Annotated in this window: 21 protein-coding genes; 10 read left to right on the top strand and 11 right to left on the bottom strand. The window is 58.6% G+C overall.

Features of this window, described 5'->3' with window-relative positions:
* Nucleotides 1–3: 3 nt before the first annotated feature.
* The 8 genes from GWQ31_RS01000 to GWQ31_RS01035 all read left to right on the top strand — a co-directional run bounded on the left by GWQ31_RS01000 (nucleotide 4) and on the right by GWQ31_RS01035 (nucleotide 7,674).
* Complete coding sequence (locus tag GWQ31_RS01000; RefSeq protein ID WP_058394255.1) at nucleotides 4–309, top strand: PTS fructose transporter subunit IIB; 306 nt, start codon at nucleotides 4–6, stop codon at nucleotides 307–309.
* The gene (locus GWQ31_RS01005; RefSeq protein ID WP_265421156.1) at nucleotides 310–1,077 is read left to right on the top strand and encodes a PTS sugar transporter subunit IIA; all 768 of its coding nucleotides are present in this window, start codon (nucleotides 310–312) and stop codon (nucleotides 1,075–1,077) included. It abuts the gene before it with no gap.
* A gap of 70 nt (nucleotides 1,078–1,147) precedes the next feature.
* Complete coding sequence (locus tag GWQ31_RS01010; RefSeq protein ID WP_275908444.1) at nucleotides 1,148–2,122, top strand: pseudouridine synthase; 975 nt, start codon at nucleotides 1,148–1,150, stop codon at nucleotides 2,120–2,122.
* Nucleotides 2,119–2,598, top strand: a complete 480-nt coding sequence (locus GWQ31_RS01015; protein WP_034524276.1) for an NUDIX hydrolase — start codon at nucleotides 2,119–2,121, stop codon at nucleotides 2,596–2,598. The genes GWQ31_RS01010 and GWQ31_RS01015 overlap by 4 nt, the downstream gene beginning before the upstream one ends.
* A 318-nt stretch (nucleotides 2,599–2,916) precedes the next feature.
* The gene (mnmA, locus tag GWQ31_RS01020) at nucleotides 2,917–4,023 is read left to right on the top strand and encodes a tRNA 2-thiouridine(34) synthase MnmA (RefSeq protein WP_275908445.1); all 1,107 of its coding nucleotides are present in this window, start codon (nucleotides 2,917–2,919) and stop codon (nucleotides 4,021–4,023) included.
* Between the two features lie 198 nt (nucleotides 4,024–4,221).
* Nucleotides 4,222–4,833, top strand: coding sequence for a high frequency lysogenization protein HflD (gene hflD, locus GWQ31_RS01025; RefSeq protein ID WP_017412872.1), 612 nt, complete (start codon nucleotides 4,222–4,224; stop codon nucleotides 4,831–4,833).
* Nucleotides 4,834–5,008: 175 nt separating this feature from the next.
* Nucleotides 5,009–6,379, top strand: coding sequence for an adenylosuccinate lyase (gene purB / locus GWQ31_RS01030; RefSeq protein ID WP_021140595.1), 1,371 nt, complete (start codon nucleotides 5,009–5,011; stop codon nucleotides 6,377–6,379).
* A 164-nt stretch (nucleotides 6,380–6,543) separates the two neighbouring features.
* Nucleotides 6,544–7,674, top strand: coding sequence for a cupin domain-containing protein (locus GWQ31_RS01035; protein WP_059113931.1), 1,131 nt, complete (start codon nucleotides 6,544–6,546; stop codon nucleotides 7,672–7,674).
* A 134-nt stretch (nucleotides 7,675–7,808) separates the two neighbouring features.
* Here GWQ31_RS01035 and GWQ31_RS01040 read toward each other — a convergent pair whose 3' ends face one another.
* From GWQ31_RS01040 to GWQ31_RS01070, 7 genes are all read right to left on the bottom strand, one after another.
* Complete coding sequence (locus tag GWQ31_RS01040) at nucleotides 7,809–10,676, bottom strand: hypothetical protein (protein WP_275908446.1); 2,868 nt, start codon at nucleotides 10,674–10,676, stop codon at nucleotides 7,809–7,811.
* A gap of 632 nt (nucleotides 10,677–11,308) precedes the next feature.
* On the bottom strand, nucleotides 11,309–11,818 hold the full coding sequence (locus tag GWQ31_RS01045; RefSeq protein ID WP_265421151.1) for an N-acetyltransferase: 510 nt from the start codon (nucleotides 11,816–11,818) through the stop codon (nucleotides 11,309–11,311).
* Nucleotides 11,819–11,850: 32 nt separating this feature from the next.
* Nucleotides 11,851–13,485 carry a GNAT family N-acetyltransferase gene (locus GWQ31_RS01050; RefSeq protein WP_275906684.1) on the bottom strand — a complete coding sequence of 545 codons (1,635 nt, stop codon included), beginning with the start codon at nucleotides 13,483–13,485 and terminating at the stop codon, nucleotides 11,851–11,853.
* Nucleotides 13,485–14,099 (bottom strand): glutathione S-transferase family protein, encoded by a 615-nt coding sequence (locus GWQ31_RS01055; protein ID WP_275908447.1) that lies wholly within the window; start codon nucleotides 14,097–14,099, stop codon nucleotides 13,485–13,487. Before GWQ31_RS01055 ends, GWQ31_RS01050 begins: the two co-directional genes overlap by 1 nt.
* 47 nt (nucleotides 14,100–14,146) lie before the next feature.
* Nucleotides 14,147–14,785 (bottom strand): pyridoxamine 5'-phosphate oxidase, encoded by a 639-nt coding sequence (gene pdxH, locus GWQ31_RS01060; protein WP_275906682.1) that lies wholly within the window; start codon nucleotides 14,783–14,785, stop codon nucleotides 14,147–14,149.
* A gap of 161 nt (nucleotides 14,786–14,946) precedes the next feature.
* Complete coding sequence (locus GWQ31_RS01065; protein ID WP_059113936.1) at nucleotides 14,947–15,270, bottom strand: hypothetical protein; 324 nt, start codon at nucleotides 15,268–15,270, stop codon at nucleotides 14,947–14,949.
* Entirely contained in the window at nucleotides 15,267–17,243 is a 1,977-nt protein-coding gene (locus GWQ31_RS01070; RefSeq protein WP_275908448.1) for a reprolysin-like metallopeptidase, read from the bottom strand. The genes GWQ31_RS01065 and GWQ31_RS01070 overlap by 4 nt, the downstream gene beginning before the upstream one ends.
* A 210-nt stretch (nucleotides 17,244–17,453) precedes the next feature.
* Here GWQ31_RS01070 and GWQ31_RS01075 point away from each other — a divergent pair, with 210 nt between their 5' ends.
* Complete coding sequence (locus tag GWQ31_RS01075) at nucleotides 17,454–18,665, top strand: RsmB/NOP family class I SAM-dependent RNA methyltransferase (RefSeq protein WP_058395689.1); 1,212 nt, start codon at nucleotides 17,454–17,456, stop codon at nucleotides 18,663–18,665.
* Nucleotides 18,666–18,731: 66 nt separating this feature from the next.
* Here GWQ31_RS01075 and GWQ31_RS01080 read toward each other — a convergent pair whose 3' ends face one another.
* Nucleotides 18,732–19,076 (bottom strand): Grx4 family monothiol glutaredoxin, encoded by a 345-nt coding sequence (locus tag GWQ31_RS01080; protein WP_005319230.1) that lies wholly within the window; start codon nucleotides 19,074–19,076, stop codon nucleotides 18,732–18,734.
* 286 nt (nucleotides 19,077–19,362) lie between these two features.
* Between GWQ31_RS01080 and sodB the strand changes: the two genes are divergently transcribed.
* Nucleotides 19,363–19,947 carry a superoxide dismutase [Fe] gene (gene sodB, locus GWQ31_RS01085; protein ID WP_005319233.1) on the top strand — a complete coding sequence of 195 codons (585 nt, stop codon included), beginning with the start codon at nucleotides 19,363–19,365 and terminating at the stop codon, nucleotides 19,945–19,947.
* Nucleotides 19,948–20,063: 116 nt separating this feature from the next.
* Here the strand turns inward: sodB and GWQ31_RS01090 are convergent, their stop codons facing one another.
* The 3 genes from GWQ31_RS01090 to GWQ31_RS01100 form a co-directional block, all read right to left on the bottom strand.
* Complete coding sequence (locus GWQ31_RS01090; RefSeq protein WP_005319235.1) at nucleotides 20,064–20,876, bottom strand: MlaA family lipoprotein; 813 nt, start codon at nucleotides 20,874–20,876, stop codon at nucleotides 20,064–20,066.
* A 77-nt stretch (nucleotides 20,877–20,953) separates the two neighbouring features.
* Nucleotides 20,954–22,222 (bottom strand): c-type cytochrome biogenesis protein CcmI, encoded by a 1,269-nt coding sequence (ccmI, locus tag GWQ31_RS01095; RefSeq protein WP_275908449.1) that lies wholly within the window; start codon nucleotides 22,220–22,222, stop codon nucleotides 20,954–20,956.
* Nucleotides 22,219–22,698 carry a cytochrome c-type biogenesis protein gene (locus GWQ31_RS01100; protein ID WP_275908450.1) on the bottom strand — a complete coding sequence of 160 codons (480 nt, stop codon included), beginning with the start codon at nucleotides 22,696–22,698 and terminating at the stop codon, nucleotides 22,219–22,221. The genes ccmI and GWQ31_RS01100 overlap by 4 nt, the downstream gene beginning before the upstream one ends.
* Nucleotides 22,699–22,705: the final 7 nt, after the last annotated feature.

A 22,705-nucleotide genomic window follows, 5' to 3' on the forward strand; every position in this document is an offset into this window, starting at 1 on the left:
CCGATGAAGATCCTCGCCGTCACCGCCTGCCCCACCGGCATAGCCCATACCTATATGGCCGCAGAGGCGCTGCAAAAAGCCGCCGACAAGCTGGGGCTGAAGATCAAGGTTGAAACCCAGGGCGCCATGGGGCTGGAGAACATTCTCACCGCGCGGGACATCGCCTGCGCCGATCTGGTGCTGATCGCCTCCGACATCGAGATAGAGCAGAAGGATCGCTTCCTCGGTTGCACGGTTCGCCAGGTGTCGCTGGAATCCGTGCTGCTCAATGCCAGCGCCGTACTCAAAACCGCCACCGTAGGCGTCTGAATGCTCACCCGCGAGCTCACCTTCTTCTGCCGGCTGGGGCTGACCATCACCCAGGCCAAGCAGCTGAGCCGACTGGCCGGGCTGTTCAAATCCCATATCCAGCTTATCAATGTCACCCGCCGCCAACGCGTGGAGGCGACCAGCCAGCTTTCTCTGCTCACCCTGGCCACCCAGCCCGGCGATCTCTGTCTGCTGCTTATCGAAGGGCTGGATGCGGAGCTGGCCCACATGGCCTTCACCTGCTGGTGTGTGGAGCTGGGCCAGCCCCTTGGCCGACCGGGGAGCGCCGCCCCCGCCGAGCAACGGCTTGGCCTCGCCCAGCCCGACTACTGTTTTTCCCTCGCCCAGCTGGGGCACACGGCGGCATCGCTGGACAAATCCCTGGCCCTGAGGGTGCTGATCGATCTCTTGCCCGCCGAGCTGGTACGCGACAGGCCAGCGCTTGAGCAGGCCATCGCCAAGCGCGAGCAGATCGCCGCCACCATCATACGGCCCGGCCTCGCCATGCCCCACGTGATCTGCCCCGCCATCCGCCAGCCCGCCCTCTCGCTGCTCAGTTGCGCCGAGCCCATCGAGTGGGGATCGGCGCTCGGGCCGGTACGGACCATCATATTGCTGGCGATCCCGGCCGGGCTCGCCCCCGAGCAATTGCGCCCCCTCACCCGGCTGGCTCGCGCCATGATGGACGAGGTGATCAGCACGGCGCTCTTGCACGCAAGCTCGGCCCCCGCCCGTCAGGCCATCGTCATCGAAGGGCTGTTGAGTTAGGCGAACAAGCCCGACCATGCCCCATGACGGCGGCCCCCTGTGATACACTCCGGCATCCCCTGTTTTTGGTATGCATGCGATGAAATCTGCCCGCCCCCGTCTCTCCCTCCAAGGCCGCACGACCGCCGCTGGCCGCACGCCACAAGATGACGCCAACCAGCCTGGTCTGACACGCTCACGGGCCGGCACCCGGCATGCACAGGCCGCTGAACAGGCCGGGCAGAAACCGCAGGTGGCACCCGCCGATCGCAAGTTGCTGCTCTTGAACAAGCCCTACATGGTGCTCTGCCAGTTCACCGACGAGGCGGGACGGGAGACCCTCAAGGATTACATCAAGGAGCCCGGCATCTATGCCGCCGGCAGGCTGGACCGTGACAGCGAGGGGCTCTTGCTGCTCACCAACGACGGCAAGTTGCAGGCTTGCCTCACCCAGCCGGGAGAGAAGACGCCCAAGACTTACTGGGTGCAGGTGGAAGGCATACCGAGCGAAGAGAAACTGGCCGCCCTGCGCGCCGGGGTTGAACTCAACGACGGCATGACACTGCCCGCCGAGGCAAGGCTCATGGATGAGCCCGATGTGTGGCCACGCAATCCGCCGATCCGCGAGCGCAAGGAGATCCCCACCCGCTGGCTCGAGATCAAGATAGTAGAGGGGCGCAACCGTCAGGTGCGGCGCATGACGGCCCATATCGGCCACCCCACACTGCGCCTGATCCGCTACGCCATCGGCGACTGGACCTTGGGTAACTGGCAAGAAGACGGGCTGGCCCCCGGCGAAAGCCGCAGCCTGCCTGCCCCCGAGCTGGCGCCGGTATCACCTGCTCGTCCGCGCAAGCCTCAAACCGGCAGTAGCACCGCCAAACCTGCGAACGACAGACCACGCAGAACGGCCCAGTCCAATCGGAAAAACCCGCCACGCAGCGCAGGCAAGCCAGCCATCGACCAGGCTGGCTCTCGTCCCCCTGCCGAGAGCAAGCCCCGCAGCAGCGGTCGTGGCACGGCCCGCCGTCCTGCCCGTCACACCACAGACAAGGAGTCATCATGATGGATCGCCCGCCGATGGAAGAGAGAATGCCGGCCAGATTGACGGTGGCGGCGCTGGTGCACTGGCAGGGTCGTTTCCTGCTGGTGGAAGAAGAGATCAAGGGCCAGCGCCGTTTCAATCAGCCCGCCGGCCATGTGGAACCGGGTGAAAACCTGATTGAAGCGGCCTGCCGCGAGCTCAAAGAAGAGACGGGACTGACTGCCACGCCCAGCGCCTGGCTTGGGGTCTATCTCTACAAACCGGCCGACAGCGAGGCAACCTTTGTGCGCACCGCCGTCATCTTCGACCTTGAAAAGGCGCCGGGTCAGCACCATCCAGAGGATCCTGACGGCGATGTGCTGGCCTGCCACTGGCTCACCCTGGAGGAGATAGCCGAGTGCAAACCGGCCCTGCGCAGTCCCCTGGTGTGGCAGTGCATTCAGGATTATCTGGGGGGCACCCGCTTGCCACTGTCGGCGCTCAAGGCCTTTATTTGAGAACCTGCCCACGATCTTACTGCGAGGCCGTGATCAAGGCTCATGTGCTGCTCGCTTGTTTGTAATCAGGAAAGCTCATGTGTATTTACACACTCCGGTTCCTGCGCTGCTCTTTACCGAGCTTCCGGCCTCTCGTGACAGATCGTGAACAGGCCATATGAGGTCGTTTGGCACCATTTTTTCATCATGGTGCCGACAAACAGAAAAACGATTTCCTGCCTTGCTACCCCTCAAGGGGAAGCGGACAGGGAGATGTGACCGAGGGCGCAAAACTCTGGTAGAATACGCCCCGTTTAAACGAACTGGTAACTTCGACTAATGACAGACAACAGCCAAATCAAGGTGATCGTCGGCATGTCCGGCGGCGTGGATTCTTCCGTCTCGGCCTACCTGCTGCAGCAGCAGGGTTATCAGGTCGAAGGCTTGTTCATGAAGAACTGGGAAGAAGACGACACGGACGAGTACTGCTCTGCCTCCCAGGATTTGGCTGATGCCAAGGCCGTCTGCGACAAGCTGGGCATGAAGCTGCATACCATCAACTTCGCTGCCGAGTACTGGGACAATGTGTTCGAGCACTTCCTGGAAGAGTACAAGGCAGGCCGCACGCCGAACCCGGATATCCTGTGCAACAAGGAGATCAAGTTCAAGGCGTTCCTCGAATTTGCCGCCGAAGAGCTGGGTGCCACCTACATCGCCACCGGCCACTATGTGCGCCGTGACGACAGCACAGGCCACCCGCGCCTGCTGCGCGGTCTCGACAGCAACAAGGATCAGAGCTACTTCCTCTACACCCTGAGCGAAAAGCAAGTGGGTCAGAGCCTGTTCCCGGTCGGCGATCTGGAGAAGCCGGAGGTGCGCCGCATCGCCGAGCAACTGGATCTCATCACCGCCAAGAAGAAAGACTCCACCGGTATCTGCTTCATCGGTGAGCGCAAATTCAAGGATTTCCTGGCCAAGTTCCTGCCCGCCCAGCCCGGCCCCATCGAAACCGTGGACGGCAAGGTGATCGGCGAGCACCAGGGCTTGATGTATCACACCCTGGGTCAGCGCAAGGGACTCGGCATTGGTGGCCGCAAAGACGCCACCGAAGAGGCCTGGTACGTGGTGGACAAAGAGGTGGAGCGCAACACGCTGGTGGTGGCGCAGGGCGAGCACCCGCGTCTCTACTCAGACGGCCTGATTGCCAGCCAGCTGCACTGGGTGGATCGCACCCCGATCCGGGCGCCGCTTCGCTGTACCGTCAAGACACGCTATCGCCAGCAGGATATCCCCTGCCTCATTCAGCCCATCGATGACGAGACCATACGGGTCATCTTCGACGAGAAACAGGCAGCCGTGACCCCGGGTCAATCCGCCGTCTTTTATGACGGGGAAGTGTGCCTGGGCGGCGGCATCATCGAGCAGCGTTTCAGCCATCCGGTGTAAATCCTGACGGCGGTGACATCGATGATCGACAAATACCAGGGCTGAACCATGGCCTTTGCAAGCACGCTGAAACAGTGCGTCAGCCATGCGGTTTGGGCCAACAACAGAAGGCAGCGAACATGAGCGACCAATTCCAAGGCCGGATCATGGCCTGCTGCGGCATCAGCCGGTGAACCAACATAACAGGGCTGTGAAACGATGAGCGACAAATTTCAAGACAGAACCATGGCCTTTGCCGGCATCTGCCAGGCGGCCTATCTGGTACAAAAAGTGGCCCGTGATGGCACTTGCGATGAAGCGTCCCTGCGCGAGAGCCTGCAAAGCGTGCTGGTGACCGATCCCAAGCAGCCGCTGGAGGTGTTTGGCAACCATCTGGCCATTCGCGATGGCTACCGCGCCCTGGTCGAGCAACTGGGATCCGACGGCAGCCAGAAAAATGCCGAGCTGACCCGTTACGTGGTGAGCCTGATTGCGCTGGAGCGCAAGCTGGCCAAGCGCAAGGACATTCTCAACATGCTGGGGGAGCGGATCAGCCAGATCGGCCGCCAGCAACAGCATTTCGATCTGCTCGACGAGCAGATCCTGGCCAACATGGCGAGCATCTACAGCGATCTCATCAGCCCCATAGGGCCGCGCATCCAGATAGCGGGTACCCCACTGTTCCTGCAGCAGCCCCTGGTGCAGCACAAGGTGCGCGCTCTGCTGCTGGCAGGCATCCGTGCCTGCGTGCTGTGGCGCCAGCTTGGCGGCAGCCGTACCCAGATCATTTTCGCTCGCAAGAAAATGGTCGAACTGGCAAAACGTTTCTAAGAATCGGCTCGAGCTCCGTCGTGAGAGGCCGGAAGCAAGGTGAAGAGCAGCACAGGTACCGGAGTTTATGTCGATAAATGAGGATGCCGAGCAGCACATGAGCCTTGATAACGGTCTCATAACAGGAGCGCGAGTTGATGAGAATCCCCCACACCAATCATCAGGAGTTCACCCCATGGAGCTGTCCGCGCTGACTGCTGTTTCCCCGATTGACGGTCGTTATGGCGACAAGGCCGATGCCCTGCGCCCTATCTTCTCCGAATTCGGTCTGCTGCGTTTTCGCGTCGAAGTTGAGGTGCGCTGGTTGCAAAAACTGGCCAGCCACGTCGGGATCCCGGAAGTCCCTGCCCTGAGCGCGGCCGCCAACGCCCTGCTCGACGGTATTGTCAGCAACTTCAACGAGAGTGACGCCGCCCGTATCAAACAGATAGAGCGCACCACCAACCATGATGTGAAAGCGGTGGAGTACTTCCTCAAAGAGAAGGTGGAAGTGAACCCTGAGCTGGCCGCCGTCAGCGAATTCATTCACTTCGCCTGCACCTCGGAAGACATCAACAACAACTCCCATGGCCTGATGCTGAAAACAGCCCGTGACGAGGTCATCAAGCCTTACTGCGAGAAGCTGATCAGCGAGCTCAAGCGTCTGGCTCATGAGTACCGTGACATGCCGCTGCTGTCGCGCACCCACGGTCAGCCGGCCACCCCGAGCACAATGGGCAAGGAGATGGCCAACGTCGCCTATCGCCTGGAGCGCCAGTTCAAGCAGATCATGGCGGTCGAAATCCTCGGCAAGATCAACGGTGCCGTGGGCAACTACAACGCCCACGTCAGCGCCTACCCAGAAGTGGACTGGCACCAGTTCTCCGAGGAGTTCGTCACTTCCCTCGGCCTGAACTGGAACCCCTACACCACCCAGATCGAGCCCCACGACTATATTGCCGAGCTGTTCGACGCCATGGCCCGCTTCAACACCATCCTCATCGACTTCGATCGCGATGTGTGGGGTTATATCTCCCTGGGTCACTTCAAGCAGCGCACTGTGGCAGGCGAAATCGGCTCCTCCACCATGCCGCACAAAGTCAACCCCATCGACTTCGAGAACTCCGAAGGCAATCTGGGCCTGGCAAACGCCGTGTTCCAGCACCTGGCCTCCAAGCTGCCGATCTCCCGCTGGCAGCGAGACCTCACCGACTCGACCGTGCTGCGTAACCTGGGTGTGGCCGTCGGTTACTCCCTGATTGCCTATCAGGCGACCCTGAAGGGGATCTCCAAGCTGGAAGCCAACGCCGGTGCCATGGCAGCCGATCTGGATGCCAACTGGGAAGTACTGGCCGAGCCCATCCAGACTGTGATGCGTCGCTACGGCATCGAGAAGCCCTACGAGAAGCTCAAAGAGCTGACCCGTGGTCGCCGCGTCGATGCCGAAGGCATGCGTACCTTTATCGACACCCTCGAGCTCCCCGAGCACGTGAAAGTCGAGCTGAAGAAGCTGACCCCGGCCAACTATATCGGTCAGGCCCAGCGTCTGGTGGATCTGCTGAAATAAGCCGATAACCTGATACATCAGGGGCCCTGTGCACATTGCGCAACAGGGCCCCTGTTATTTTTGACGGCCATACGTTTTGCCATACAAGAGGCCTTGCCCAAGGCCCGCAGCCATCTTGGGCAAGACCTTTCCTGACTCTTTCTGATTTTTTGACGAGAAGCACTATGTACGAACTCAATCTGGATATCGCTCACTTCCTCGAGCACTACTGGCAGAAACGCCCCCTCCTTATAAAAGGCGGCTTCACCGACTTTCAGGATCCCATCAGCCCGGACGAGCTGGCGGGTCTGGCCATGGAAGAGGTCATCGAATCCCGTCTGGTAACCCGCTTCGACGGCAAGTGGGAAGCGGCTCACGGCCCCTTCGAATCTTACGATCACCTGGGGGAAGAGAACTGGACTGTGCTGGTGCAGGCTTGCAACCACTGGGCCCCCGAGGTACACGAGCTGGCACTGCCGTTCCAGTTCATTCCGGGCTGGCGCTTTGACGATGTGATGGTGAGCTTCTCCACCCCTCATGGTGGTGTCGGCCCCCACATCGACAACTACGACGTATTCATCACCCAGGGCCAGGGCAAGCGTCACTGGCGAGTGGGCGATGCCAAGCCGCTCAACGAGTTTGCCGCCCACGCCGCCCTGCTGCATTGCGAGCCGTTCGAGGCGATCATCGACGTCATCATGGAGCCGGGCGACATCCTCTACATTCCGCCCGGATTCCCGCACGAAGGCTACGCCATCGAGCCCTCCATGAATTTCTCGGTAGGCTTCCGCGCGCCGGATGCCAAGGCACTCATCTCCTCCTTTGCCGATCACCTGATCGACAACGAAATGCGTACCGAGCGCTACGGCGATGGGGATCTCAAGCCTCGCGTCCGTCACGGCGAGATCCAGCCCCATGAGCTGCACCGCCTGCGCGAACTGATGCAGCAGGCTCTGGACGACGAGACCCTGTTCAAGGAGTGGTTTGGCACCATGATTTCCGAGGCCAAGCACGATCTGGACGTCAGCCCCATGGAACCTGACTACAGCGCCGAGGAAGTGGCCGACCTGCTGACCCAGGGCGAACCCGCCATCAAGGTGCCGGGCCTGCGCTCCGTCTGGTTCAGCGGCGAGAGCCGTACCTGCTACATCGACGGCGAAGCCTGGACCCTGCCGAGCGACGATGCGGCCGCCATCTCCCTGTTGTGTGACAAGGACATCATCACCCAGGCCGACATGGTGGAACTGGCCGATCAGGCCGGCTTCCTGCAACTGCTGACCCGTCTGGTCAACCGCGGCTACTGGTTCTTCAGCTAATCTGGCTGACAAAGACGAATAAGGCGCCTTGATGGCGCCTTTCTTATTGCAGGAAGTTGATTCCCCCTTATTTGCAGCATGGACCCGTGTCATGGTGACTACTCATGTCAAGCGATGGACAAGGGCATCATCCGCTACTTCGGAATAAATGCATTCTTGTAGAAGGATCGGAATCCATTATCCGGCACCTGAAACTCAACCCCATTGTGCAATGACAATGAGGCATCGCCAGTCTTATTCATAATTGCGCCATAGCGCGCATAACCACTTTTGCCATCGTGATACATAAAGTCCATCCGCGAAACCAGATCATTGGTTTTCTTGAACAACCTGCCGACAATCGGCGAGTCTGAGGACATGGGATTATTGATGGTCCGCAGTAATTTCATACTGGTATAATCACCATTGTCATCCCGGGTCAGCAGATAATGGTAGCGAGTCTCGGGAGCCTGCAGACCACCTAATCGATAGATCAAATTCACGTTAGTACCGAGTGCCAGTGCATTAAGGCCATAGGTTATCGGTGCATCGCGCTGACCGACAAAGTCAGATATTATCCTGCGTGCTACACCACCTTTCACTTGATAGATATGTCGGGTAGTAAAGATAAGGAACATGGTCTCATCAAGGCCATTGATGGCAACCACATCCAGCGGATATTCTTGCCATTCTAGATTTAATTGACTCGTCAGTTCATTGCTACTTGTCGGGGCATCTTCCAGATGAGACGTCAAGAAGGCGCGTGAAAAGCTTGAGTTGTTACTCAGCACCACAAATATTGCAGCGCGACTATTATTGCTTGCCTGACTCTCAACGGCATGTAAGCAGGTCTGCAAATCACTCCCCGGCCACCAGTTACTGATTGGTGTTGTGGCGCCCGCAGTGAAGAAATTCGATATATTTCCGTAACCTGGCTTCTGAATATTGGCAAAGTTATAAATCTTGCCATTTCTTGGAGAGGTTACCAATGCCCCTGGTTGAGTATAAATAGGCTTGTCATGATCAGCGATACTTGGGACGTAATCCCAATCGGTATTCATGGTCTTTGCATCGAATGCACATACCAGAGTTCGCTTCCAGTAACTGGATACCCGGCAAATATATGCACCAAGGTCTTCATACTCAAGCCCCCGTGGTTTAATATATTCATTGGTATATCTCGCGATCGGGGTAGGTTTGATATCTTCTTTTTTTAGTAACGTGTAGAGCCACTGGGCGATGGCTACCACTATGCCTATCACCGCAATAATAATCCCCAAGGGGCCGGCAATTGCAAGCCCCATAAAAGAGGCAATGGCGACGCCCAACGCTACTGTGGCGACCAGCATGTTGATTGCAGCAAATATAATATCCCCAATATCACCGCCCTCGACAGCCTGATATAGGTTATACGCTGCCAAGGCCGCCCCCAGCGCAGCCAATCCAACAAAACATATATTGATAACCCGAGCGATATTTTGAGTGGCGAGAAACATCTTGCTGGCTATCTGCCGCTCTATCACATTCGTGAGATGCTCGCCTTTGGCTGCAAGGTTGCTCAAGAATTGACTGAATTTCCCCATATTAATGGCTATGCTATTTATGATCCCTTCACCATTGCCATAAATAAACATGGTCACTTTATCAAGGAACCGACCGAGCTGGATCACATTCAGTACCGTATCAAAAAGGGCCGCCCCCAACTCCATCAAAGGAACAGGGTTGCTCCACTCCTCCCGCTCGGTCGCCGTCAACCAGGTAAAGTTGCCTACCCCCAGCAACAAGGTGAACACGGAAAGGAATGAATCTGTGGAGAAGGCAGCGGGAGCCACACCGGAGAAGGCTGTGGGAGCCACACTGCCCGTCGCCCCTGCCAGACTGGGGTACTTATTAAGAATACGCCGCTGGGCATCCCCATCCTGCAAGGTGCTCGTTCTCAAGCTCATATTATTCAGTTCATTCCAGAAGCTATCCGGACTATTTTGGTTGAAGAAATTGTTCCAGAAGGTGCGCTGAGTACCGCTTTCATTTCTCAGCAAGGTTACCACATCATCGAAATTTCTCCTGTTGGCCAGAACTGTGTATTTCTCGCTTTGGTGACCCCAGCTCATGTTCATGGCAAACCCGCTGTAAACAGAACCCGCCATGGTGCGTTCAAATGTTTTCAGCTCATCCTCGGTGATGCGACGACCGGATGAAATATTGAGTGCCCTTACTTTATTGATGGTGTTATACACTTTCCACATCGCTTTTTCAAACGATGAGCCCGATCCCAGATACTCCTGAACTTTAAAAGAACTGATAAGTTCGTCTAGCACCTCATTATTGGAGTAGTGTTCGATAAGTTGACGAGCCCAACTTTCCCCCCCTGCTTTGTAGGTGGTTAACTTTCCATTTTGACAATAATGGGTGGCGACAGAGTATAGCTGATCGATAATCTCTTTAAATTGTGCCCCCTTTTCTGCTTGCTTAATATTCGCATTTACCTTCACCATATCCCAAGAGTTATAAAGCTTCCGGTCAGCCACAGTGACATTAGTTTGCTTGCTATATGAGTGTTGCAACAAGCCACTTACATATTCAACCATGTTGTCAGTAAAATAGCGTCGATTGCTGGTGAAAATGGCGTTAACCGAGTTGATGCCATCACTCATTGTCAGCACCTTATCATTAGGCTTCATGCCAGCGCCCAAGTCTGCACTTAATGTGCCGTTCTGATACTGGAATTCGAACTTCATTAACTCTTGAAACATCACCTGGGCAAGATATTGAGCTTCATCAGTTTCTTGTACAAAGTTGACCCGATTCGAATCAACGGTGGGCTGGTTAGACGCCATCACGTAAAAGTCGATCTCATCCAGTTCAGCGAAAGTGCCACTATTCAGGATAGAAATAGCGGCCTTCACGGGGGCAGGAAAAACACTGCTCGCCGCCAAACCAAGCAATGACATGGAAGAGAAAGTGAGGAAGTCGCGACGACCCTGTGAAACTTCACGATGAATAATCTCTGAAATTTTTTTCATATAATATATCTCTATCCGTGCTCTATGGTTTTCCAGATTGCTCAGTCTCTTCATACAATAGCCGGGCAGGTCATATCATAATGACTGAGCATATGAGTATTTTTAGGGTGACAGGTAAAAATAGGTGACCACATCAGCATAATTAATACGTAAGTAACAACTACCCTAATGATATTTATAAAAAAAGAAAATATAGATAATTAGAGCTACAGCAATCCAGCCACGCATCCTTGTTTGTATATTTTACAACCTACCTTCATATTCTCATTTGAGTCAAACATCAATAATGAGGTCAAACCAAAAAATGCTACCCGTTAGACAAAAACAGACTATATTGCGGGAAAATTTGTAACAAGATATTGCGAAGGAAAAACCGCTTGAAAACAGGACTCCCCCCCAGGTCCGGTATTGGGTCAACGCTGCGGCATTGCGTGAAAAATCAGCGTAGCGTTTCCCCGAGACCAAAGGCTCCCGGGCACGCCTTCACCCATCCGGTTGCAAGGACGCGGAGCTCAGCCTCTGATGACAATGAAGGGGAAGGAAAAGGAAGAGAGGAAGCCAGATATAAAGAAGAAAGATTGCGTGCCCTGTCTTGATAACAAAACGGCAGCCTGAAGGCTGCCGTTCTTTGCTCATTGTTCTTCGGGGATCTCGTCAAACAGGGGGTGGTAGAGCACTTCGCCGGCCACGCCAGCCAGGCCACCTTCCTGCAGCTCCATCGCCAGAAAGCAGTCGGCGGGAACTTCATAGATGCAGTGCAGACCGAACTCGCTGGCGGGACGAAAACCGAAGCGACCGTAGTAGGTCGGATCGCCGAGCACCACCACCGCCTTCCAGTCCATCTCCAGCGCCGTATCCAGCCCCTCACGCACCAGATCCGAGCCGATACCCTGCCCCTGCCAGTCCGGATGGACGGCAACAGGCGCCAGACCGAGCCAGGGCCCTTCCATGCCGTTAATGGTGATCGGGCTCAGCATCAGGTGCCCCATGAACTCGTACTCTTCCTCTTCGACCATGGTCACCACGGCAGCGCCACATTCGCGCAGGCGGTTGACCAGTTCGGCCTCATCGGAACGGCCAAAGGCGGCGCTCACCAGTTCATAGACCGGCAGCATGTCGCCGGGGCGCTCGGTTCTCAGCATACAGCGTTACTCCTCGTACAGCAGAGCGGGCATTATTCCACAAAGTGCCGGTCGGCCTGAGTACCTTTGTCCAGAAATGGGAGGGTGGGCTCAGGAAAGCGAGCCGCAAGCAGCCGCAGTACCCCTTGCAAGGCCACCGGCGTCATGGCCGTGATGGCCTCACCGTAGGCCGCGAATAGCTCGGCATCGTCCTGTTCCAACCTTGCCAAAGCAAGCTCGGGTCCCTGATGCCAGCGCCCGGCCAGCTCATCGATGAGCTCTGGCAGCTCCACCAGCAGCCAGAGCTGATGATAACGCCCCGCGACCTTAGCCCCATCAAGGCGCCCTGCCGCGGGCAGCCCTGTGCGGCGCGCCATCTTGTCAATCCAAGCGAGCCGCTGTTGCCGCTGCGTGCGGGTGAGCAGGACGGGCCCCTGGCGCAGCAGACTGGTCAGTTGCAGCAGGCAGGCAAGCCCCTGCTCGTCCCTGTCTTTTAGCAGCAAGCCACCCAGCAGATGCAACTGATCGGGCTCGACCTGCTCCAGCTGACTGAGCGGATGGCACACAATGTCGAACTGGGCCCCATCATAGGGGGCTGCACCTGGCAAGGTGGGTATGCACTTGTCATCCAGAAACAGGGTGAGCTGCAACGAGCCGTCATGATCCAACCCGGCCTGTGCATCGGCACCATGTAAAATAGCCACGGCCACCCGCTCGTTCGCCAGCCAGGGCGCCAGTTGCTGCGTCACTGGCTCGGGCAGGGGGATGGCCCTGTCCAGTCGCCAATAGCTTACCTCGCACGGCTGCTGGACAGTTCGGGCGCGCAGCCCGCGATAGTGCATGCCGAGTTTGGCCATCACCCGACCGGAGGCGAGGTTGCCCGGCATGTGACGGGCGGTCAACGCCGGCAGTTGCAAGGTGTCGAACGCAAATGACTTGACCAGCTGCGCAGCCCGGGTAGCCAGCCCCCGGTTCTGCCAGGGGACGCCGACCCACCAGGCCAGCTCGCCGTTCCAGTGCAGCGAAATCACCCCGACCAGCGGGGCCACTTCAGCCCCCTGCAGCAGCGTCATGGCCCAGCTCCAGCCCAGCCCCAGCGCGCCCTTGCGCCCACTGCTGGCGAGCCAGTCACGGGCACCTTCCGGCGGGTAAGGGTGAGGAATATTGAGGGTATAGCGGGAGAGCGCCTCGTCGGCGCAGTAGCGCACCACCTCGGCCTCATCGTCGGCCAGCAATGGCCGCAACACTAGGGGGCTGCCAGAGGGTGACGCCAGACCGGATTCACGCAGCAGGGGCACGGTCAAGCGGCGGGCAAGCAGGCGCTTGAGCACGGCGCCCATGTCGTCATCCGCGGTCAACACCAGATCGGCCCCGAGCGGCCCCAGGGTGAGCAAGCCGCTCTCCTTGGCCAGGGTCAGCAGAGAGGGGGACGCGCTGATCAGGATCTGACGGCTGGGGTCAACATGAGGATCCGCGCTCAGATCGCCATCGAGCCATGCCGCCAGCAGCCCGCTGGCGGACAAGATGCCATCAGGGGGACAGCCAGACCAGAGGTCAGCCCCCTGCCCCAGATGGGGTGCGCTCTCTTTGCACAACAGCAGTTTCCAGCAATGACCCTGCTGCTGCCAGGCTTGCAGCACAGGAGACCAATGGGGTTGCCACAGCGCCCGCTCGATAAGCAGCTCCATCAGCTTGCCTGACAGGCTGCAGGCAGGCTCAGATGGCGGGGGTGAGCCTCAATGCGGGCGATCCAGGCCCGGATGGCAGGCCAGCCCTGCAAGGAGAAGATCCCCTCCTCTGCCACATGGGTGTAGGCATAGAGAGCCATGTCGGCGATGGTTGGTGTTTGCCCGCACAAGTAGGGACTCTGTTTCAGCTGCTGCTCCATCACCGCCAACGCCTGCTCACCACCGGCCTTGAGGCCATCGAGCCGTGCCTCCTGGGATTCCGGCCGGCCCAGATAGTGGACGATGAAGCGCGCCACGGCTATGTAGGGCTCGTGGCTGTACTGCTCGAAGAACAGCCACTTGAGCACCTCGGCCTGCTGGCGGGGATCCGCCGGCCAGAGCGCCGAACCCTGTGCCAGATAGAAGAGGATGGCATTGGATTCCGCCAACGTATCCCCTTCATCGATCGCCAGCACGGGGATCTTGCCGTTGGGATTCATGGCCAGAAAGGCCGGGGTTTGGGTGTCACCTGCCTGGATATCCACCGGTACCCAGGTCAGAGGCAGCTCGAGCCAACGGGCCAGCAGCCACACCTTGTAACAGTTGCCGGATCTCAGGTCGCCATACAGACGCATACAGACTCCTTGTCAGCGCAGGAGATTGAACGGGATAAAACAGACTCTCAGGGTGCCAGCCGCTCTATGTGCCAGCCATTCACCTCGCGGGTGTAGTAGAAGCGATCGTGCAGGCGATGCTCGCCCCCCTGCCAGAACTCTACCGTGTCGATCACCACCCGATAGCCGCCCCAGAAGCTCGGCAGCGGCACTTCGCCATTGGCAAACTTCTGCTTGAGCTCGAGGAACTTGGCCTCCAGCACGCCGCGGGCCGAGATGCGGGTCGACTGCTTGGAGACCCAGGCAGCTATCTGGCTATCCTTGGGGCGACTATGGAAGTACTTCATCACCTCGAAGGTGCTCATCTTCTCCACCCGGCCGGTGACGTGCACCTGGCGGTCCAGAGTGTGCCAGGGGAAGAGCAGACTGATGCGGGGGTTGCCTTCCAGCTGGTGTGCCTTGCGGCTGCCCATGTTGGTGTAGAACACCATACCCTGGGTGTCGTAGTGCTTGAGCAGCACGGTGCGCTGCCAGGGTTGCCCCTCGGCATCCACGGTCGCCACCACCATGGCGGTGGGATCGGTCAACTTGGCCTCACAGGCCTGGGCCAGCCACTTCTCGAACAGGGCCAGGGGGTCGGCCGGCAGATCGGCCCGGTGCAATCCGCCCCGGGTGTATTCACGGCGCAGATCAGCCACATCCATCATCTTGATTTTCCTTCTTTCTTTTTGCCGCCGATGCGGCCATGCGTGCAGGCATTGTGCGACGAGCACGCCATGGGTACAAGCCTCGGGGCGGTCAAATGCCAGCGCCAAAAAAGAAAGGGAGGCTTGCGCCTCCCCTTTTCTGCCCACACCCGGCGGCGGGCTTATTGCTTGCCGGCAGCCGGTGGACAATGGGCCAGCATGCGCTGGTTATACTCGGCCGCATAGGCCCTCAGCCTGGCCTGAGCCTCTTCCTGACCGGGTCTGATGACATCCCCCAGTCCATCGAGGTAGCGCACGCCACAACGCGCCTTGGCGGCTTCCTGCTCACTTGCCGCAATGCCGGGCGCCACTTCGCCGCGCCCGGCCCGCACTATCAGCCGGTAATCCTGCCTGGCAAGGCTGGCGCTGACCGTCTGCTCCAGGGTGTCGGCATCCGCCTGACACCCGCCAAGCAGAGCAAGCAGCAGCAAGCCGGTGGCTCTCATGCCCGCCTCCGTTGCCAGCCGAACAGCGCCAGCGCCAGTGCCCAGAAGCCAAGAGCACCACCGCCACCACCACCCGAGCTGCCGCCACTTTGCGCGACCGGCAACTTGAGCGGGCTGATGGCGAAGAAGATGTTGTCGCTACAGGCCACCTTCAGCCTGACGCTGCTGGTGAGGTTGGTCGGCAGCGTCACTGTGGCTGAGCCACTGTTGGGCTGGCTGGTGGCCAGGGTCGACCAGTTTGCCCCCTCATTCTGAGTCACGAACAGGTTTACCTTGCTGCAGTTGATTGGCGCAGCATTGGTGCCTGCCACATCCCAACTGACGGCCTGGCTGGCCCCCGGCGCCACCGTCACACCCAACGGGCTGGTCAGGCGGAAGGCGCTGCCGGTGTTGACCACCTGCACCTTCATATCATCGCTGGCGACGCCGCCCTGGCCATCACGCACAGTGAGCCGGAAGTTGAGCTCCCGGTTGGTGGTGGGCCAGGCCTCGCCCTTGGCCAGTGTACCGGTCAGCAGGGAGGGCAAGCTGGGCAGGATCCGCTCTGGCGAGCTGGTGGGCGAGACGAACCGGAACAGCGGGCGGGTACCATCGTCGATCATGTCGAGGGTACTGCTGGACTCTGTGCCCAGATCGATCTGCTCCCAAGTGTAGGTCAGGGGATCCTTGTCCAGATCCGCCCCTGCCCCTCTGAGCACAAAAGGGACATTGGCAGGAATGGCGTAATTGGCACCCGCTGCGGCCTGAGGTGCGTTGTTGCTGAGGCTCAGTGTGGTGCCACAGGTCGGCACAGTGGCCATGTGCGCCCGCATCTGCTCGATTGATTTGCTGTGGAAATAGGGATCACCTTGCCGCTGGATGTTTTCATCCCCACAGATACCGGCATAGGCCATGATGGAAGTGCCGCTGCCCGGTTCCCAGGCCTGACTGGCTACCCGGTTGCCACCGCCGCAACTGTTGGTGGTACCGTTGAAGGTGTGGTCGGCACCGAACTGGTGGCCGATTTCGTGTGCCACATAGTCGATAAAGAAAGCATCTCCCACTGGGTTGGATGAGCCTGTCATGCCGTTCGATTTGGTGGCAGTACAGAGCACCCCCAATCCGGCCAGACCACCACCGCCGGTATTGACCACATGACCTATGTCGAATGGCCCCAGCGCCCCGCTAGGCAAGGTCTGCGCAGTGGCCTGTACCAGGCCGTTGACATTGAAGTCCGTGTCGTCATTGCTGAACGGATCGCTCGCCGGATCGGTAAAGATGATGGCGTCATTGCCACTGGCCAGCTTGAACTCGGCCCCCACGTCGCGCTGATATACCTCGTTCACCCGGTTGAGCAGGGTGGCAATCGCCCCCATGGTCAGCACCTTGGAGCCACCGTGGAACTGGGTATACTCTCCGGCTGCCGAGATAGCGATGGTATAGCGCTTGCGCTCGTTGCCATCCACCTGCACCTTGCGGGCCCGGGTGTTGGCGTCATGACCGATCACCTTGTCGGCCTCCTCTTCCAGCCGGCTGTAGGCATCCTGCTGGTAGTAGACGGCATAGCCTTCGGCATTGGGCAGCGGGTCGACAAACACCATCTTGCCCTGATGGCTGAACATGGCGTGGAAGCCCTGCGGACCGAGATCGAAACGGCCCGTCTCCACCGGCGCCGCCGGATTATGGCCCTTGAAGGTCAGGATATCGGGGTACTTGGCGGCAAGATCGGCAGGCAGCAGGTCATAGGCCTGCAGCGCGAAGGTCACTTCCCCCCCGTCAGGCAGGGGCAAGGTCAGCTGGCGCCCCTCGGCCTGCAGGCCGGCAAAGTAATCGAGGGGCACCTTGGCCACCCGAAACTGGTTCGCCCGCACATCATAACCGTCGGCCGCCGTGGCGCGCGCCGCCACCGTACTCCACTCCTTGGCCGCAAGGCCGCCAGAGCTCATCAGGCTGGCCACAACCAGCGCCAGGGGCGAATATTTCATCAGCTGCATCTTTTCAGTCCTTTTAAATGCACTCATCTGAACTCTAGCTGGCATCATTTTCCTGCTGGTCCGATTAGTCCAGCGCCATCGTCTATGCATTCCCCGAATGGGGAGTGTTGCGCCAACCCTGTCTAACCCCTATCATTGCGCGGATTTATCAGTTTTAGAACCGCGCTCGATAGGGAGGCGGTTCATCTTTATCTGGCCAAGGTTAATCTCATGCTCAAGTCCCCACTGTTGCCCCGTTCCGGGGATCTGGTCGTTGCCATAGTTGACGATGTATTAGGCCAGGGTCTCACCCTGGACAGAGCCTATGCACGCCACTTCTCCGGCATCGAAATCAAACCACAAGAACAGGCAAGGATTGCCCTGGTCACCGGCGACCTGCTGCGTCGCCTCAGCCTCTACTGCGCCCTGACAGGTATTCAGGTGCGTCAGGCCGAAAAAAACGTCTGGCCACTGCTGCACAGTTGGCACGCCTTCCACAAGATAGTTCAGTCCAACCACCCGACCCTGGATCGCTTCAACGAAGAGGCATTCCGTCGCCGCCTGACAGAAGCGAAGAAAAATCCGGTGCTGATGGATGGTTGCCCTGCCTGGCTGGAAAAACTGGGCAGCGAGCAGTTGGGCGAGGCCTGGCCTGCAGAGCGCGCCGCCCTTGCCTGGATGCCCAAGCGTTACCTGAGGGTCAACACCCTCAAATGCACACGGGAGCAGCTGCAAGCCGCGCTGGCCAAGGAGCAGGTCAACACCATTCCGGTTGAAGGGGTCGCCACCGCCCTGCAGGTCACCTCTGATGCGGCCCTGTTTCGCACCAAGGCGTTTGCCGATGGCTGGTTCGAGCAGCAGGACGCAGGCTCCCAGCTTGTTGCAGCGGCGCTGGAAGTCACCCCTGGCATGCGAGTCATCGATGCCTGCGCCGGTGCCGGCGGCAAGACCCTGCACATCGCTGCCATGATGGAAGGCAAGGGCCGTCTGCTGGCAATGGATGTGGAAGAGTGGAAGCTGGAAAACCTCAAGCAGCGCGCCCGCCGTGCCGGTGCCCACAACGTGGAAACCCGCGTCATCGAGAGCAGCAAGACTGTCAAGCGCCTCAAAGGCACCGCCGATCGCGTACTGCTGGACGTGCCCTGCTCCGGTCTTGGCGTGCTCAAGCGCAATCCGGATGCCAAATGGCGCGACACCGCCGAGCGACTACCGGTGCTGGTAGCCTTGCAAGAGGAGATACTGCAGCGTTACAGCCAGATGGTGAAGGTGGGGGGTCTGCTGGTCTATGCAACCTGCTCCATCCTGCCCCAGGAGAACCGTCAGCAAGTGGACAAGTTCCTGGCTGCCAACGACAACTATCGTCTGCGGGATGACCACACCGTCAGCCCGTCAGCGACCGGCTTTGACGGCTTCTATATGGCGCGGATCGAGCGCATCAGCTGATCCTGTCTGCCGTGATAAAAAAAGGGGAGCCATTGGCTCCCCTTTTTGCATGATGCAGATGCGACCTTATTCGGCAGCAACGTCATCCTGCTTGTGCTTGGCGGCAGTTTCCTTGATCAGGGTCTGCAGCTCGCCGGCCTGGAACATCTCGATCAGGATGTCGCAGCCACCGACCAGCTCACCCTCTACCCACAGTTGCGGGAAGGTGGGCCAGTTGGCGAACTTAGGCAACTCGGCACGGATGTCCGGATTTTGCAGTATGTCGACATAAGCAAACGGCTCGCCACAGGACATCAGAGCCTGGGAGGCCTGGGCAGAGAAACCGCAGCTGGGTAGCTTGGGGGAACCCTTCATGTACAGGATGATGGGATTGTCAGCCAGCTGCTGTTTGATCTTTTCAATAGTTTCCATAGGTGCCTCACTAGAGCGATTTCGGCGGTCATTCTACTGCAATCCTTGCAGACCACAAACTGACAAACCGTCCTGGATGCAAGAAGTGATGAATCAATACGCCGTAGCTTGATCCGGATCATGGCGAGAATCAAGAGTTGTTAGCCCATCTTTGATGCTGGTACAATCGACGGGCTTTGGGCCATCTGGCCCCATCATTTCAAGAACAATTCTTTTCAAAATAGAAAAGAGTACGCAATGTCTTGCAACCGTCGCCTTCGCACGGCCAGCCAATGGAGAGTAGAAAATGGCTTTCGAACTTCCCGCTCTGCCCTACGCAATCAATGCCCTGGAACCGCACATCTCCCAGGAAACTCTGGAATATCATCACGGCAAGCACCACAACACCTACGTGGTCAACCTGAACAACCTGGTGCCAGGTACCGAGTTTGAAGGCAAGTCTCTGGAAGAGATCATCAAGACCTCCACTGGCGGCATCTTCAACAACGCCGCCCAGATCTGGAACCACACCTTCTACTGGCATTGCCTCTCCCCGAACGGTGGCAACGAGCCGACCGGTGCCCTGGCTGATGCCATCAACAAGGCGTTTGGCTCCTTCGCCGAGTTCAAGGATGCCTTCACCAAGTCTGCCATCGGCAACTTCGGTTCCAGCTGGACTTGGCTGGTGAAAAAAGCCGACGGCTCCCTGGCCATCGTCAACACTTCCAACGCCGGTTGCCCGCTGACCGAAGCCGGTACTACGCCGCTGCTGACCGTCGACCTGTGGGAACACGCCTACTACATCGATTTCCGCAACCTGCGTCCGAAGTACATGGAAACCTTCTGGACCCTGGTGAACTGGGAATTCGTGGCCAAGAACCTGGCTGCTTGATAGCCGCTTCTTGCCAAAACGCCCCGCACTGCGGGGCGTTTTTTTATGGCAGAAATGAGCCGGCAGCAGATATGAAAAAGGCGCCCGAAGGCGCCTGTTATCGATAGCCAGTGGCATCACTGGTCTATCTCGTCCAGATAGTCATCCAGATTGGCATCGTCGGCTTTCTCCGCCGGCGTCTGCCTGAACTCGGTCTGACGACCGGTCACTTTGTTCTGGTTGTGCTGCAGATAGAAATCCTTGGTCAGGGCATAAGGATCGAGCGCGTTGTCGATGATCCTCTCCTGATCGATTAGCTTGGATCGAGTACCCAATCCATCCAGCATCCAGTGGGTGACTCGCAGCGGCAGCGTCAACAGGGCGTAGGGGAAGTAGATGGTATCTATGGTATCCCCCACCAGCTTGCGCGTCGTGGTAGGACCGTAGACGGGCACCATCAGATAGGCACCATCGCCGATATCGGCACGACCCAGTACTGTATTGAGTTCCAGCTTGTCGCGTTCGAGCCCGGCATGCTTGGCCACATCGAAGATACCCAGCAAACCGATAGTAGTGTTGAGGGTAAAGCGGCCGAGGTTGGTCCCCGCGCCTTGCAAGTCACCGGTGATCAGGTGGTTGACCATGCTGCTCGGCTCGTTGAAGTTCTCAACCAGGTTCTCGATGCCATCCTTCATGCCTTGCGGAATATAGCGGGCATAGCCATGCACCACGGGGCGGGCCACATAGGGCTCCAGCACATCGTAGTTGACCACCCACATGGCCCGGTTTGCCCCCTGGAAGGGATCGCGGCCATCGCTGGCAGTACTGGTCGCCTCGGGCCGACCCGGTGCTTCATTGAGATCAAGACTCTCGGGGCCCGGCTTGGGTGGGCCACCCGCACAGCCTCCCAACAACAATGCCGCCATCAATGCCACTGAACGCACATACATATGGAAGTCCTAGTTTCTTATTGTGATTAATCCGAATTATAGGCACCCGCCCCATAGAGGGGCGGGGCAAAGGGGTATTAGAGGGCGTGATCGATACGGATGTCAATCGGCGCTGAAGGAATCGCATCCGTCGGGATAGATGTCGATACCCCTTCGAACGCCCCTTCCTTGTTCATCACGTTGCCGCCGCGAGAAAGCCGTGCCTTGAACTGCAGTTGCGGATAGGCGGAAAGCTTGCTGCCCTCCATCATGGCATCGCCATCCCCCAGGGAAAGGGTGACAGGCAAAGTGGGTCCTGCGATGCGCTTCACGGCGATGGGCATGGGCGGTCCATTGGGCACCACGGCAAAAACGAACAGATGAGCATCTTCCGGCATCTGAATGCCGGCAGCCAGGGTGACATGGATCGGAAACTCCCCTTTCTTCACCTCCAGCTGTTGCCCCTGCTCATCACTCTTGTGGGCTGCACCAGGGGTCGTCACCGCTATGCCACGCTGTTTCAACTGCTGCTCGGCATAGTCGATGGAGCGCTCCACCATGGCATAGCGGGTCGAGCCCTTCTCCATCAGCGGCAGCATCTCGCGCCAGCGCATCAGCGCTGTCTTGAAGTCCTCTTTTTGCAGCGCCATGAAGGCATAGACGGAGCGGGCCTCTATGTTGGCCGGATCCAGCGCGATGGCGCTACGCAGCAGCTCATCGGCCTGGGCGTCATCCCCCGTCATCATCAGCGCCTGGGCGTAGGGCACGGCTACCATGGTCTTCTGCGGCGCCAGATCATAGGCGCGCTCAAGGGCCTCGCGGGCCATGTCAGGATCATTGCCATCCAGCGACAAACGACCCAGCAGCAGCCAGCCACGGTAATCATTCGGCTCGTCTTTCAGCCGGGTGCGCAACGCCAGCATGAAGTCCAGCAGGTCCTGCTCGGTCACCTGGGCATCCCGTTCGACCAGAATGCGGTTGCTCAGTTCACCCAGTCGACTGCTGGCATCCTGCCAGCGCTGGACTTCCTGCCAGGCGCCCAGCTTGTAATAGAGCCCCAGACTCACCACCACCAGCACCAGCACACCCGGGATCCAGATCAGGCTCTTGCCGCCACGGGCGCTCTGCTCCACATCGGGGATGTCATCCAGCAGGCTGCGTTGCAGCTCGACCAGGGATTCGGGCTCCTCCGCCAATATTCCTTGCTCGCGCTCTTCGCCTATTTCGAGCAAACGCTGACGATAAAGCTGCTTGTTGAGAGCCGAACGGCTGATGCTCTGCTTGCCCTCACCACGCCACAACGGCATCGCCAGGGTCAGACTCACCAACACCAGCAAGGCCGCGATCACAATCAAAAATGCGGTCATTGTTTCTCTTCCTCTTTGAGCAGGGCAGCCAGACGTTCCTGCTCCTGTGCGCTCAGGGCGCCATCCGCCTGTTTGGCCATGACGGGACGACGGCGACTGCGCACCACCACAGTGACGGCGCCAATGACGATGACCAACAGCGGGCCGAACCAGAGGATCAGGGTCGACGCCATCAGCGGCGGATTATACAAAATGAAGTTGCCGTAGCGGGCGACCATGTAGTCCACCACTTCCTGCTTCTCCTTGCCCTCACGTACCATCTGGTAGGTCTTGTCCCGCAAGTCCTTGGCAAGCCCTGCATTGGAATCGGCGATGTCCTGGTTCTGACACTTGGGACAGCGCAACTCGCGGGTCAGCTCGCGAAAAGTCTGCTCTTGCGCGGGAGTGTCAAAGGTATAGACATCAATCGCAGCCAGAGCCGGTCCTGCGCCACCCAATCCTGCCAGCAACAGCAGGGAGGCAATCAGTGTTTTCATCAGGCGC

Origin of the sequence: Aeromonas sp. 2MA4, from assembly GCF_029237305.1 — a bacterium.
Taxonomy (GTDB): domain Bacteria; phylum Pseudomonadota; class Gammaproteobacteria; order Enterobacterales; family Aeromonadaceae; genus Aeromonas; species Aeromonas salmonicida.